This window comes from Vibrio diabolicus (assembly GCF_011801455.1).
Lineage (GTDB): Bacteria > Pseudomonadota > Gammaproteobacteria > Enterobacterales > Vibrionaceae > Vibrio > Vibrio diabolicus.
The window spans coordinates 670,342-685,988 of record NZ_CP042451.1 but is presented as its reverse complement, the minus strand read 5'-3'; the positions used below and the strand labels follow the sequence as shown (position 1 = coordinate 685,988).

Below are 15,647 nucleotides of genomic sequence, written 5' to 3'. Positions count from 1 at the left end.
TGTGCCGCCTATAAAAATCCCTTGTTAACGAAACCAATATGTGGCGCTCGTCGTCAGGGGATTTTTCGCTCTAAATTTCGCTAGGAGCGACCTGAAACCAGAAACAGGGAAAAAATCTGGGTGAGTAAGGTGTGAGTTATGGGTTATTTTTTAAGACGTTTGTCGTTCTATCTTGTCGCGCTCTTAGTTGCAGCGACGTTAAACTTTATTATTCCGCGAGCAATGCCTGGTGACCCAGTTACCATGATGTTTGCTAATGCTTCTGTACAGGTGACGCCAGAACGAATCGCAGCAATGAAAGAACTGCTCGGTTTCGTTGATGGGCCGATTTACATTCAGTACTTTTCGTACATTAAAAACATTCTAAGTTGGGAGCTAGGTACATCAATCCAGTTCTACCCTCTTTCAGTTAACTCTTTACTAGGTAGTGCATTTGGCTGGTCTCTCTTCCTAGCTGGTACTGCGGTTGTACTTTCTTTCTCAATCGCTTCTGTACTCGGCATTTTTGCCGCATGGAAGCGTGGCAGTAAGTACGATGCATTCGTAACGCCTGGTACATTGATCATTCAAGCTATCCCACAGATGGTTATCGCAATGTTAGCGCTGTTTACCTTTGCGATTGGCCTAAAATGGTTCCCATCTGGCTATGCTTACACGCCAGGTACTATCCCTGATTGGTCAAGCTGGGAGTTCATCAAAAACGTGGGTTACCACGCAGTACTCCCTCTATTCTGTGCAACCATCGTTCAGATCGGCGGCTTCCTCGTCAATATGCGTAACAACATGATCAACCTTCTCGCCGAAGACTACATCACGATGGCGAAAGGCAAAGGGCTGAGCGAGAACCGTGTCGTCTTCAATTACGCCGCACGTAACGCGCTACTTCCAAGTGTAACCGCGCTATCTATGTCTTTGGGTATGGCCATTGGTGGCCAATTGATCATCGAGATGATTTTCAACTACCCAGGTTTAGGCACCGTGCTACTTAACGCAATTCACGCTCGTGACTACCAAGTACTTCAAGGTCAGTTAATTATCATGACGATGTTCATGCTGTGCTTCAACTTAATGGCTGACATGCTGTACATGATTCTAGACCCTCGCCTACGTACGGGAGGCAAATAATCATGAAAGAACTATTCAAACTTATTTTAGGTAACTCATTCGCTCGAATCGGTCTTGGTATTGTTACCGTATTCGTATTCGTTGCGATCGCAGCTCCTTTACTTACGAAACATGCGCCAGACAAACGAACCGGTAATCCACACGAATACCCTAGCTTTGTCGTAAAACAAGCACAAAATAATCCTGATGGCTGGGTAGCTAAAAATCTAGCAGATGATCGTCGTACGCTGATTATGTCGAAAAAGGCTGATCACGTTCTGGGAACTTCACGTATGGGTCGTGATATTTGGTCACAAGTGGCTTACGGTGCACGCGTATCGCTAGGTGTCGGCTTTGGTGCTGGCATCATCGTATGTTTCCTAGCGACGGTCATTGGTATCTCGGCAGGTTACTTCGGCGGCAAAGTGGATGACATATTGAGTGCAGCGATGAACATCATGCTGGTAATCCCTCAATACCCATTACTCTTTGTACTGGCAGCCTTTATTGGCGAAGCAGGTCCACTCACCATTGCCTTGATTATCGCTGGTACCTCTTGGGCGTGGGGCGCACGTGTTGTCCGTTCTCAAACCATGGCTCTACGCGAGAAAGAGTTTGTGAAAGCCGCTGAAGTATTGGGCGAATCTTCATTCCGCATCATCTTCGTTGAAATTTTACCAAACCTAATCCCGATTGTCGGTGCAAGCTTCATCGGCTCAGTAATGCTCGCTATCAATACTGAGGCTGTAATCTCGTTCTTGGGCCTGGGCGATGCCAACACCATCAGTTGGGGCATCATGCTTTACAACGTGCAAACCTCATCAGCAATGTTGATTGGCGCATGGTGGGAAGTATTAGCACCTTGTATCGCCTTAACTCTTTTGGTGACTGGTCTTGCTCTACTTAACTTTGCCGTTGATGAAATTGCTAACCCACAGCTTCGTTCTCACAAAGGGATGAAACGCTGGAAGAAACTGGCAGAGAAAGACAAGAAAGAGCGCGCGCCTGAAATGGCACCACAAAATGCACTATGGAGCGGAGATAAATAATCATGACTGCACCACTAATTTCTATCCGTAACCTATGCGTAGATTACATCACAGATGCGGGCGATGTCCGCGCCTGTAACAACGTTAGCTTTGACATTGCGCCAGGTGAAGTCTTTGGCCTGGCAGGTGAATCTGGCTGTGGTAAATCCACAGTTGCTTTCTCGCTCATGCGTCTTCATAAGCCGCCAGCATTCATCACTGGTGGTGAGGTCATCTTCAACGGTGAAGACATCATTAAGTACAGCGATGAACGTATGCAATCATTCCGCTGGAGCGAGATGTCGATGGTGTTCCAAAGTGCAATGAACGCATTAAATCCGGTGCTTACGATGGAAGAGCAGTTTTGCGATGTCATCATGCGCCACACCAACATGACACGTGAACAAGCGAAAAAGCGCGCCGAAGGATTGTTGGAAATCGTTGATATTCATCCAAGCCGCTTGAATGACTACCCACACCAATTTTCTGGTGGTATGCGCCAGCGCTTAGTCATTGCGATTGCTCTGGCTCTCAATCCAAAGATGATCATCATGGATGAGCCAACGACGGCACTCGATGTTGTGGTTCAGCGTGAAATCTTACAAAAAATCTATGCACTGAAAGAAGAGTTCGGCTTCTCGATCCTTTTCATTACCCACGACTTGTCACTCATGGTCGAGTTCTCGGATCGAATCGGCATTATGTACTCCGGTGAGTTGATTGAAGTTGCCCCTTCTAAGCAAATTCTGGAAAGTCCTTACCACCCTTACACCAAAGGTTTGGGTAGCTCTTTCCCTCCACTAACTGGTCCTAAAACCAAATTAACTGGTATTCCAGGCAACCCTTTGAACCTATTAGAGATTCCTCAAGGCTGCCGATTCCAAGCTCGCTGCGACCGCGTCCACGAAGCTTGTACACGAGTACCAACTCAGCTGCGTCAAATTGAACCTGGTCGTTTTTCAAATTGCCACTTATACGGCGACACGATTGCTCAAGCTAAGGTTTAACAACAAAAAATAACGCTAGCTAAGAACAAAATTACACTGGAGAGAATTATGAGCAAACAACTCGGCGAACTGCTGATTGAGGGTAAACATGTCGTTAAGGACTTCCCTTTAAATAGTAACTCAATCAAGCAGTCAAAAATGCGCGCGATCAACGACGTGTCATTCAAGATGTACAAGAGCCGCGGTTTGTCAGTAGTAGGTGAATCAGGCTCTGGTAAATCTACTACCGCTAAAATGATAGCTAAAATGTACGCCCCTACAGAGGGGGTGATCGAATACAGAGGTCGTGATATCCAAGATATTACCTCTCGGCATGACTTGATGACATACCGTGAAGGCGTACAAATGGTATGGCAGGACCCATTTGGCTCACTAAACCCTACACACAATATCTTTCACCACATTGCTCGCCCGTTGCTGATCCATAAAAAGATTGCACCAGGCAACAAAAAGGAACTGGAAGAGCGTGTGTATGACCTACTAGAACAAGTTGGTCTGATTCCGCCAAAAGAAACCGCGCAAAAGTTCCCGCACCAGCTATCTGGCGGTCAGCGTCAACGTGTAAACCTAGCCCGTAACATCGCTGTAGGTGCAGAAGTGGTATTGGCAGATGAGCCAACATCAATGCTGGACGTATCAATTCGTGCAGGTGTTTTGAACTTGATGGAAGAGATGAAGTTTGAAAAACAAATGTCTCTGCTTTACATCACTCACGACATCGCAACGGCGCGTTACATTGCTGAAGATCTCGCGGTTATGTACGTAGGTCACATGGTTGAATGGGGGGATACTGAGGAAATCATTCACGATCCTCAACACCCATATACGCAACTGTTGGTATCTGCTGTGCCTGATCCATCGAAGTCTATTCACGAGAAGCTGAAAGGCAACAAAGGGGAAATCCCACTTTGGACACCGGATTCAGTCGGCTGCCCATTTGCAGGACGCTGCGTACACGCAACCGATAAATGTCGCGAACGACTACCAGGCGTCACTCAGCTTTCTGAGAACCACTTTGTTCGCTGTTACTTATTTGAAGATTAATTATAACGAGGGTCAGGTTCAGCCTGACCCATTCCTGTTTTATCGTTTCCCGGAGACATTGAATGCTGCTACTGACTAACCACATTGGTTATGAACATCTGGGCCCAAAGAAAGCCATTGTCCAGACCGAACAACCACACTTGTCTTCTTACACTGCCCAATTGATTTGTGCCACTAGCGAGCAAACCGTGGCAACTTTTGCGGTTGAAGAACAAGGTAAAGTGGCGAACTGGCATCAGGGCTATTTCTACCTCATCGACTTTTCATCTTTCACAGATTCAGGCGACTATTTCCTGCAAGTGGAAGATACGCGCTCTTCCTCTTTCACCATTGGCGAACATATTCTGTTGGATCAAACTTTGTCGGATGTGATCCACTACTTCAAATCACAACGTTGTGGTGGAATTTTCGATCAACAAGATCGACAAGTTCCAGTGCTCAACGCCAACCAAACGGTTGATGTACACGGAGGCTGGTACGACGCATCTGGAGACGTTAGCAAATATTTAAGTCATCTTTCATACGCTAATTATTTGAACCCTCAACAAACCCCAATGGTGGTTTGGAACATCCTAAAAGGGCTTTCATTGCTTGAAGGAAGCGAAGACATTGCAGCCTTCACACGTACACGTCTTATTGAAGAAGCCCTGTTCGGTGCAGACTTCCTTGTTCGTATGCAAAACGAGAAAGGCTTCTTCTACATGACGGTCTTTGATAAGTGGAGCAAAGATACTGCGCAACGAGAAATCTGTGCCTACGAAACGCAACTTGGTCACAAATTTGATGACTACCAAGCAGGCTTTCGACAAGGTGGCGGTGTCGCCATCGCAGCGCTGGCCGCGGCGTCGCGTTTAGGTGTTCACGGAGAATACGATCAACAGAAATACCGCAACGCTGCTGAAAATGGTTACTGGCACTTAAAAGAGCACAATACGCAATACCTCAATGATAGTGAAGAAAACATTATCGACGAATACAGTGCGCTACTAGCCAGTGTAGAACTGTTTAAAGCCACCAAAGAAACTCGCTACTTGGAAGAGAGCCGTTTGTGGGCACAACGCTTAGTTGCCCGCCAAATGAGCGACGAGCAGATTCAACACTTTTGGTCAGCAAACCAAGACGGCAGTCGTCCATACTTTCACGCAGCTGAAGCTGGCCTACCCGTTATTGCCTTGTGCGAATATCTATCAATTGAAGACGACTCCGTACAGACAGAATCTGTAAAACGCATCGTTAACCGAGCGTGTGAGTTTGAGATCAAAATATCGAATAAAGTGACCAACCCATTCGGTTACCCTCGCCAGTATGTTAAAGGCGTAAATGAGTCAAAACGCGATGCATTTTTTGTCGCACACAACAATGAATCCGGCTATTGGTGGCAAGGCGAGAATGCTCGATTGGGCTCACTCGCGACCATGGCGTATCTTGCTCAACCGCATATAGCGTCGCAAGAAATACAGCAACAACTTTCAGTGTTTGCTCAAGATGCATTGAACTGGATTGTAGGCTTAAACCCATATGACATGTGCATGCTTGACGGCCACGGTCGTAACAACCCTGATTACCTTCCTCAATATGGTTTCTTCAATGCTAAAGGCGGTGTGTGTAACGGAATCACTGGCGGCTTTGAAGACGAGGAAGACATCGCATTTAACCCACCAGCACAAAAAGACGACATGTTACAAAACTGGCGTTGGGGCGAACAATGGATCCCGCATGGCGCTTGGTACTTACTCGCGATAATGAGTCAAGCTCAGCATATTTCTCAGTTGGCAACCTCTAAAAATATTAAGGAACAATAATCATGGGGATGTATTTTGTAGGTATCGATGGTGGCGGCACGTCATGTCGAGCAAGGATCAAAGATTCACAAGGTAATTTTCTTGGCGAGGCCAAAAGCGGCAGCGCCAACATCATGCTAGGCGCTGAAATTGCAATGGCTTCGATTCTTGAATCCATCACTTCGGCTGCCGAGCAAGGTGGCCTGACACAACAAGATTTTGCATCGATGCATGTCGGCTTAGCCCTTGCAGGTGCTGAGCACAAAGCATCTTGGCAAGCCTTTATGTCTCTTCCTCATCCATTTGCCAGTATGACTCTTAATACTGATGCTTACGGCGCGTGCGTTGGTGCACACAATGGCGAAGATGGCGCAATCATGATCGCAGGAACGGGTTCTTGTGGCATCTATCTTAAAGGATTGGAGCAGCACGTTGTCGGTGGTCGTGAATTCCCTATTTCGGATCAAGGTGGTGGCGCAGTGATGGGGCTTCGCCTAGTTCAACAAGTGTTGTTAGCTGAAGATGATATCAGAGAGAAAACGCCTCTAGCACAACACGTCATGGCACATTTCGAAAATGACGTTGATAACGTGGTGGCTTGGTCTAAACAAGCGCTTCCTCGTGATTATGGCCAGTTTTCTCCTGCAATTTTCCAACATGCAGAACAAGGTGATGCACTAGCAATTGAGATGCTGAAGCAAACTGCAGCTGATATAGAAATGTTTCTCGTGGCATTAAACAAGCGCGGCGCAACGCGTATTTGTTTAATGGGCAGCATTGCTGAACGTATTTTACGTTGGCTTTCGCCACCAGTTCAGCAATGGGTTGTTGAGCCACAGTTTGACGCGATTGAAGGCGCAATTATGTTTGCAGGTAAACCTGAACATAACCTTTACTCGCTCAATGCGGCGTAGGAGTAGATATGGAATATCGTGTTGATCTCGTCGTCCTATCAGAACAAAAGCAAAACTGCCGTTTCGGACTGACTTTCCATAATTTGAGCGATCAAGATCTCCACAATTGGAGCCTAATTTTTGCTTTTGATCGCTACATTCTGCCGGATAGTATTTCGAATGGTCAACTCAAGCAAATTGGCAGCTACTGCACCCTCAAACCAGAAGGGTTGGTGCTGGCAGCTAACCATCATTTTTACTGCGAGTTCAGTATTGGTTCGAACCCATTCCGTTACTATTCTGATGGATTCAATGAAGCCTTGGTCAACTTTGAAGTCAACGGCAACCTTCAGCGAGCTCAAGTCGATGTTACGCCGATCGTATTGGCTTCACCGTACCGTGAACGTAGTGAGATCCCTTCCAGCTTGACGCATGCGCAACCTTTATTGCCAAAACCAAACCATATAGAAGTCAGCGATCACTGCTTTAGCTTTAATCATCAAGCTGGCGTTGCGGTTTATTCAAACCTAGCCAATGCAGCTAAAGAGTGGTTACTTGAAGAGCTTAAGCGCATTCATCAATTTGAGCTCGCATCAGACAATGGCAGTCAGATCATCTTCAAAGGCAACCCAACCTTGGATGAAGGCGCTTACAAGCTGAAGGTAGCAGAAGAGTCGATCAAAATTGAAGCAGGATCTTCGTCTGGTTTTACCCATGCTTGTGCAACGTTATTGCAACTGATCAAAGTTGGCGATCAACCAGCCTCAATGGAAGTGGTTTGCTGTTCAATCAAAGACCGACCACGTTTTCGTTACCGCGGTATGATGCTAGATTGTGCTCGCCATTTTCACTCCGTTGAGCAAGTCAAACGTTTGATCAACCAGTTGGCTCACTACAAGTTCAATACATTCCATTGGCACCTTACCGATGATGAAGGTTGGCGAATTGAGATCAAATCATTGCCTCAACTAACCGATATTGGCGCATGGCGTGGGTTGGATGAAACCAATGAGCCACAGTACACGCACCTTGCTGAGTGTTACGGCGGTTTTTACACTCAAGAAGACATCAAAGACGTGGTTTCCTTTGCTTCGAAACGAGGCATCACTGTTATCCCTGAAATCGATGTACCAGGCCACTGCCGAGCTGCCATCAAGTCGTTACCACACCTATTGGTAGAAGCAGAAGACACCACCGAATACCGCAGCATTCAGCATTACAACGACAACGTCATTAACCCAGCTCTGCCGGGGAGCTATGAGTTTATCGATAAAGTGTTGGAAGAAGTCTCCGCGTTGTTCCCTGCGCCTTATGTTCATATCGGTGCGGATGAAGTACCTAACGGGGTTTGGTCAAAAAGCCCTGCGTGCCAAGCACTAATGGAGCAACAAGGTTACAGCGACTACAAAGAGTTGCAAGGGCACTTCTTGCGTCATGCCGAAGACAAACTTCGTAAATTGGGCAAGCGCATGCTGGGTTGGGAAGAAGCACAGCATGGCGACAAAGTTAGCAAAGACACAGTGATCTATTCGTGGTTAAGCGAAGAAGCGGCGTTGAACTGCGCGCGCCAAGGTTTCGATGTGGTGCTACAACCTGCACAAACCACCTACCTAGATATGACCCAAGATTACGCACCAGAAGAACCGGGCGTGGATTGGGCCAACCCGTTGCCGCTAGAAAAAGCTTACAACTATGAACCACTCGCTGAAGTGCCAGCTGACGATCCAATACGCAAACGCATTTGGGGCATTCAAACAGCATTGTGGTGCGAAATCATTAACAACCAGTCTCGTATGGACTACATGGTCTTCCCGCGCTTAACCGCAATGGCAGAAGCATGTTGGACAGACAAACAACACCGAGACTGGACCGACTATTTATCACGTTTGAAAGGACACCTACCGCTGCTTGATTTGCAGGGAGTGAATTACCGTAAACCGTGGAAGTAATACAGAGCTGATGTAGAAGCATCACGCTTGAAGAGTTTTTAAATTTTGGCTGCAGACGCAGCTTTGTAAAAAGGAAAGACACAAATGAAATACGGCTATTTCGATAACGAGAATCGTGAATACGTCATTACTCGCCCTGATGTACCTGCTCCTTGGACCAACTACCTAGGTACAGAAAAATTCTGTACCGTTATCTCGCATAACGCGGGGGGCTACTCGTTCTACAACTCTCCAGAATACAACCGTGTTACTAAATTCCGTCCAAACGCGACATTCGATCGCCCAGGACACTACGTTTACCTACGTGATGATGAGACGGGTGATTACTGGTCAATCTCTTGGCAACCAGTCGCCAAAAGCCTAGACGAAGCGAACTACGAAGTTCGTCATGGTTTGTCATACTCTAAGTTCAAGTGTGAATACAGCGGTATTAGCGCAACCAAAACGCTCTTTGTACCAAAAGGCGAAGACGCTGAAATCTGGGATGTAGTGATTAAAAACACCTCAGATAAACCACGCACGATCAGCGCATTCTCATTTGTTGAGTTCTCATTCAGCCATATTCAATCTGATAACCAAAACCATCAGATGTCTCTGTACTCAGCAGGTACGGCTTACAATGAAGGCGTGATTGAGTACGACCTGTACTACAACACCAACGATTTCGAAGGTTTCTACTACCTAGCTTCAACATTTGACCCAGATTCATACGACGGCCAACGTGACAGCTTCCTAGGCCTATACCGTGATGAAGCAAACCCGTTAGCAGTAGAACAAGGTAAGTGTTTCAACACAGCGCAAACGTGTTACAACCACTGTGGCTCTCTACATAAGCAATTTACTATCCAACCGGGTGAAGAAGTTCGCTTTGCTTACATTCTAGGTATCGGTAAAGGCAACGGTGAGCGTCTACGTGCTAAATACCAAGACCTTGCAGAAGTCGACAACGCATTTGCTGGCATCAAAGCACACTGGGATGAGCGCTGTGGCAAGTTCCAAGTGAAATCTCCAAACGAAGGTCTAGATACCATGATCAACGCTTGGACGTTATACCAAGCGGAAACGTGTGTGGTGTGGTCTCGTTTTGCTTCATTCATCGAAGTAGGTGGTCGTACTGGTCTTGGTTACCGTGATACAGCGCAAGATGCAATCTCAGTCCCTCACGCTAACCCAGCAATGACGCGTAAACGTATCGTTGACCTACTGCGCGGCCAAGTGAAAGCGGGTTACGGTCTACACCTATTCGATCCAGATTGGTTCGATCCAGAGAAAGCAGATGTTAAACCATCGAAATCTCCAACCGTAGTTCCAACACCTTCTGACGAAGATAAGATTCACGGCATCGAAGACACATGTTCTGATGATCACCTATGGCTAGTTCCAACCATCTGTAAGTACGTGATGGAAACCGGTGAGCACAGCTTCTTCGACGAAGTGATTCCTTACGCGGATGGCGGTGATGCAACCGTGTATGACCACATGAAAGCTGCGCTAGACTTCTCAGCTGAATACGTGGGTCAAACGGGCATCTGTAAAGGTCTACGTGCAGACTGGAACGACTGTCTAAACCTAGGAGGTGGTGAATCTTCAATGGTGTCGTTCCTACACTTCTGGGCACTGCAAGAGTTCATCGACCTAGCGAAATACCTAGGTAAAGAAGCCGACGTTGAAAAATACACGGAAATGGCAGCAAACGTGCGTGAAGCGTGTGAAACACACCTTTGGGACGACGAAGGCGGTTGGTACATCCGTGGTCTGACGAAAAATGGCGACAAGATCGGTACTGCACAACAAGTAGAAGGTCGAGTACACCTAGAGTCAAACACGCTTGCGGTACTTTCTGGTGCGGTATCTCAAGAGCGCGGCGAAAAAGCGATGGACGCAGTCGACGAGAACCTCTTCTCTGAATACGGCCTTCACCTAAACTCACCATCTTTTGCAACACCGAATGATGATATCGGCTTCGTAACTCGCGTTTACCAAGGCGTAAAAGAGAACGGTGCAATCTTCTCGCATCCAAACCCATGGGCTTGGGTAGCTGAAGCGAAACTGGGTCGTGGTGACCGTGCAATGAAATTCTACGATGCACTAAACCCATACAACCAGAACGACATCATCGAAAAACGTATTGCAGAACCGTACTCCTACGTGCAGTTCATTATGGGTCGAGACCACCAAGATCACGGTCGTGCAAACCACCCATGGCTAACTGGCACATCTGGTTGGGCTTACTTCGCAGTGACCAACTTTATCCTTGGTGTGCGCACAGGTTTTGATGGTCTAACTATCGATCCATGTATTCCAACTAACTGGCCTGGATTTGAAGTGACTCGTCAGTGGCTAGGCGCGACTTACAACATCAAAGTTGTTAACCCTGATTCAGTCAGCAAAGGCGTGAAGTCGATTACTGTGAACGGTGAAGCAGTAAATGGTGCCTCTGTACCAGTTCAAGCGGAAGGCTCCGTGAACGAAGTGATCGTAACACTAGGTTAATCGCTTCAAAACGTCCCAATGCACTTTTGCTCTTTAGCTTGTGCATTGGGCTCGCTAGCAAAATTTTAAGGCGCGGTGTATTACCGCCCTTATTGAGGTTCGAATCATGATCAAATTTGGTACAGGCGGTTGGCGCGCATTCATCGGTGAAGAATTCACCAAAGATAATGTACGCTTGGTGGCTCAAGCAGTCGCAAACATTACGAATAACGAATCTGTTGCTGATCGCGGCTTTGTCATTGGCTATGACCGACGTTTTCTGTCTGACAAAGCTGGCCGTTGGTTTGCCGAAGTTTTAGCAGCAAACGGCATCGTCGTTAGCTTTATCGATAAGTTTGTTCCAACGCCTATCGTAATGTTTAAAGCGAAGGAAATGGGCTGTGCTTACTCTGCATGTATTACGGCATCGCACAACCCGGCCGATTACAACGGCATTAAAGTCTTCATTGAAGGCGGTCGTGATGCAGATGAAATCATCACCCAAAAAATCGAATCACAAATCGATACGCTCACTGCACAAGATGTAAAAAGTGTCGATTTTGAACAAGCGGTTGAAGATAAGCTGATTCAAATTATCAACCCGATGAACGAATTCGTAGATTCGATCATTAACTTTATTGATATCGAGTCGATCAAAAAAGCCAACCTACGCGTTTTGATTGACCCGATGTTCGGTGTCGCAAAAAATGCGCTGCAAACCGTATTAATCAATGGCCGCTGTGACGTTGATGTAATTAACGATGGAAAAAACCCAGACTTCGGTGGGTTAATGCCTTCGCCAAGTGCTGCAACACTCTACCGTTTGATGCACCTAGTAAAAGAGCAAGGTTACGATATTGGCATCGGTACCGATGGCGATGCGGACCGTCTTGGTATTATTGACGAAAAAGGTAACTTCATTCATCCAAATGAAGTACTACTACTGCTTTACTACTATCTACTTGAATACAAAGGTTGGACAGGCTCCGTGGTACGTAACATCGCAACCACCCACCTTCTCGACAAAATTGCCGAAGATCATGGCGAGAAATGCTTTGAGGTTCCTGTAGGCTTTAAGCACATCAGTTCCCAAATGGAAGCGGATGACTCACTGATTGGTGGGGAAAGCTCTGGCGGCCTAACCATTCGCGGCCACATCAAAGGTAAAGATGGCGTCTTCGCGTCTAGCTTGTTAGTTGAAATGATTTCAGTAACAGGCAAGAAATTGTCTGAGTTGCTGGATGAAATCTACGGTAAGTACGGTTATGCCTACATGGCAGAAGGCGATTGCAAATTCAAACCAGCGCAAAAAGAGGTACTGTTCAACAAAATTTATGTTGAAAAGCTGTTGCCTGAGTTTGAATTTGAGATCGAAAAAGTCAGCTATGAAGATGGTGCGAAAGTGTATTTCAAGAATGGTGGTTGGATCATCGCCCGCTTTTCTGGTACTGAGCCGTTACTACGTATTTTTGCAGAAATGCAAGATAAGGACACTGCGGAACGTGTTCTTCAACAGTTTAAAGACTTCTTATCTTTATAACTGACCTTGTGCCCGCTTCGAGCACAATGATGAGAGTCGACGCTGTCTGAAAAGGCGCTCATCAACAGGAGAAGAGCACTTGCCCGGCATCACTGCCGGGCTTTTTTGTATCAACAAATCGAGAATGGATTCGCAATCCCGTATGCAGAGACATTAAGCGAATGCCAGCACGCCCTGCGTTTCAATTTTCACAGCAACAGACTCACCAATATTTAATGCCTGCGATGCTGTAGCCAACAAACGGTCGCCATTCGCATCAATCACGTAACGGCAATGGTCGCCCATAAAGTGCTGCTCCAGCACCGTTACTGAGCTCTCTTCATCAGATTGAATTTGCACATGTTGCGGCCTTAGCAACAAAGAGCATTCAGACTGCACTGGGATCTCTTGTTGGGCTGTGGCTTCAACCACACCCAAGTGGGTTTCATATTCTGAATCCGAAACTCGTTTAGCGGCAAGATAGCTACCACCACCCAAGAAATCCGCAACAAACTTACTTGAAGGCTGGTAGTAAAGCTCAGATGCCGTGCCATATTGCTCGATAACACCATTGTTCATCACTGCCATTTTATCAGCGAAGGCAAAAGCCTCTTCACGGCTATGCGTAACAAAAATGGCAGTCACGCCTTGCGCCTTAAAAATCTTACGGATCTCACTTATCAACTCATGGCGAACTTGCGTATCAATATTAGAGAACGGCTCATCTAGCAACAATAAGTCTGGGCTGTAAGCTAATGAGCGAGCAATCGCAACACGCTGCTGCTGTCCACCAGACAACTGATGTGGATAACGATCGCCATAGCCTTGCAAATGCACGAGATCGAGCATCTCTTGAACTTTGCCATTTTTCTCTTTTGTCGAGTAATGCTTTAAGCCAAAGGCAATATTTTGCTCCACCGTCAGGTGAGGAAAAAGCGCATAATCTTGGAAAATCATCCCTATATTACGCTGTTCTGGTGGCAACCAGTTCTCCCCATCATCAATCGTGACGCAATTTAAGCTCATTTCGCCTGACGTTAATGGCAATAGCCCTGCAACGGCTTTTAATAGTGTTGTTTTTCCGCAACCACTTGCACCTAGTAAACAGACAATTTGCCCTTGTTCCACCTCAAGAGACAATGACTCCAGTACGGTTTGATCATCATATTGGCAAGTTAGGTTTTTAATTGATAATGCGCAGCTCATCAGTGATTTTGCTCCAGTGAACGGTTAACAACAACAAGCGGGATCAACCCAACAAGAACCAACAGAACCGCAGGCAAAGCGGCCAATTCTAAATGCTCATCCGAGGCGAAGTTATAAACGTATGTGGCTAGCGTTTCAAAGTTAAATGGACGAAGTAATAGAGCCGCATTGAGCTCTTTCATCGACTCGATAAACACTAACAGAGCCGCAATCAGTGCACCACGTTTAACCAACGGAAAGTGCACACGCCACAGCATGGCATTAGGCTTACAACCCATGGTGCGAGACGCCATATCTAACGAAGGCGAAATTTTATTTAAGTTACTTTCGATACTACCAATCGCCACCGCTGAAAAGCGCACAACCATGGCAAAAACCAGGGCGAACATGGAGCCAGAAAAAATAAGTCCCGGTCTTCCCCATTCCATGGCTTTAGCAAGGTCGTTGACGCGGTGATCCATAAATAGTACTGCGACCATCACACCAATCGCTAATACGGTTCCTGGCACTGCATACCCCATTGAAGAAAGACGCATAAATGCCAAGCTTTCGCGCTTGCCATTGACGCGATGGGTAAAGTTAACGATCAGTGCGACAGCAACACCAATAATGGCGGCAATAACCGACACGACCAAACTATTCCATGCGTATTCACGAAACTCGGGGGTCCAACTCTGCGCAAAGTAAGTTATCGCATAATCAATCAGCTGTAGTAATGGCAAAATAAACGCGACCGAAACCAAGCCCCAACACCAAACCAGCGCGGTCCACTTTTTCCAGCCCGTCAACTCATAACGAAAATCTTCGTGACTGTTAAATTGGCTTTGAAAAAGCTTTTGTTTACGACGACTGTAGCGTTCGGCACTGAGGAGCAGTACTACAATGACAAGCATCATGGCTGAAATCTTGGCTGCTGCATTAAGATTAGAGTACCCCAACCAAGTATCGTAGACCGCTGTGGTTAACGTATTCACAGCGAAGTAACTTACAGTACCAAAGTCACCGATGGTCTCCATTGCGACCAGCGACAAACCCACAGCGATAGAAGGTCGCACTAGTGGCATCGAGATGCGCCAAAAACTTTCCCATGGAGAGCACTTGAGCAAACGCGCGCTTTGCAACAAAGAGACATTTTGCTCCATAAATGCAGCTCGACACAGCAAATACACGTAAGGGTACAGCACTAAAGCCAACACAAAGGTTGCGCCAGGCAAGGTGCGAATATCAGGGAACCAATACTCGCCAGGTCCCCATCCGGTTACATCACGCAAAAAGATCTGAATTGGACCAGCAAAATCAAACCAATCAGTAAAAATATAACCAATGATATAACCTGGCATCGCAAGAGGTAACACCAATGCCCACTGCAACCATTTTTCGGTCGGCAGTTTACACATGGCCATTATCCAAGCGCTTGGTATACCAAGAATTAAGGACAACACCATTACGCCAATAGTGAGCGCAACCGTGTTAAAAATATAAGTCGGCATGACTGTCGCCATTAAATGGGCAAACAAATCATCCGTTTCACCAATTGCGGTGTAGAAGATCGCTAAGATCGGCAAAACCAGTAACAGAGTTATTACCCCACTACTGGTTTTCCATAAAGAGTGTTTATCTTTCATCGCCTAATTACTGCAAGGC

The 15,647-nt window shown here is 46.5% G+C and carries 11 protein-coding genes; 9 read left to right on the top strand and 2 right to left on the bottom strand.

Annotated elements, in window-relative coordinates; genetic code table 11:
• Positions 1–138 precede the first annotated feature (138 nt).
• The 9 genes from FR741_RS03325 to FR741_RS03285 all read left to right on the top strand — a co-directional run bounded on the left by FR741_RS03325 (position 139) and on the right by FR741_RS03285 (position 12,818).
• Positions 139–1,125, top strand: a complete 987-nt coding sequence (locus tag FR741_RS03325; protein ID WP_005394705.1) for an ABC transporter permease — start codon at positions 139–141, stop codon at positions 1,123–1,125.
• 2 nt (positions 1,126–1,127) lie between these two features.
• Entirely contained in the window at positions 1,128–2,153 is a 1,026-nt protein-coding gene (locus tag FR741_RS03320) for an ABC transporter permease (protein ID WP_005394707.1), read from the top strand.
• Positions 2,154–2,155: 2 nt separating this feature from the next.
• On the top strand, positions 2,156–3,139 hold the full coding sequence (locus FR741_RS03315) for an ABC transporter ATP-binding protein (protein WP_005394709.1): 984 nt from the start codon (positions 2,156–2,158) through the stop codon (positions 3,137–3,139).
• A gap of 48 nt (positions 3,140–3,187) precedes the next feature.
• Complete coding sequence (locus FR741_RS03310; protein WP_005394711.1) at positions 3,188–4,183, top strand: ABC transporter ATP-binding protein; 996 nt, start codon at positions 3,188–3,190, stop codon at positions 4,181–4,183.
• A gap of 62 nt (positions 4,184–4,245) precedes the next feature.
• Positions 4,246–5,985, top strand: coding sequence for a glycoside hydrolase family 9 protein (locus FR741_RS03305; protein ID WP_167426262.1), 1,740 nt, complete (start codon positions 4,246–4,248; stop codon positions 5,983–5,985).
• A 2-nt stretch (positions 5,986–5,987) separates the two neighbouring features.
• A complete protein-coding gene (locus tag FR741_RS03300) occupies positions 5,988–6,878 on the top strand; it encodes an N-acetylglucosamine kinase (RefSeq protein WP_167426261.1) in 891 nt (296 codons plus the stop codon).
• A gap of 8 nt (positions 6,879–6,886) precedes the next feature.
• Positions 6,887–8,806, top strand: coding sequence for a beta-N-acetylhexosaminidase (locus FR741_RS03295; RefSeq protein WP_167426260.1), 1,920 nt, complete (start codon positions 6,887–6,889; stop codon positions 8,804–8,806).
• An 84-nt stretch (positions 8,807–8,890) separates the two neighbouring features.
• Positions 8,891–11,299 carry a GH36-type glycosyl hydrolase domain-containing protein gene (locus FR741_RS03290; RefSeq protein ID WP_167426259.1) on the top strand — a complete coding sequence of 803 codons (2,409 nt, stop codon included), beginning with the start codon at positions 8,891–8,893 and terminating at the stop codon, positions 11,297–11,299.
• A gap of 106 nt (positions 11,300–11,405) precedes the next feature.
• On the top strand, positions 11,406–12,818 hold the full coding sequence (locus FR741_RS03285) for a phosphoglucomutase/phosphomannomutase family protein (protein ID WP_167426258.1): 1,413 nt from the start codon (positions 11,406–11,408) through the stop codon (positions 12,816–12,818).
• A 153-nt stretch (positions 12,819–12,971) separates the two neighbouring features.
• Here FR741_RS03285 and FR741_RS03280 read toward each other — a convergent pair whose 3' ends face one another.
• Together FR741_RS03280 and FR741_RS03275 are read right to left on the bottom strand one after the other, a co-directional pair.
• On the bottom strand, positions 12,972–14,003 hold the full coding sequence (locus FR741_RS03280) for an ABC transporter ATP-binding protein (RefSeq protein ID WP_167426257.1): 1,032 nt from the start codon (positions 14,001–14,003) through the stop codon (positions 12,972–12,974).
• Positions 14,003–15,628, bottom strand: coding sequence for an ABC transporter permease (locus tag FR741_RS03275; RefSeq protein WP_005396731.1), 1,626 nt, complete (start codon positions 15,626–15,628; stop codon positions 14,003–14,005). The genes FR741_RS03280 and FR741_RS03275 overlap by 1 nt, the downstream gene beginning before the upstream one ends.
• Positions 15,629–15,647 lie beyond the last annotated feature (19 nt).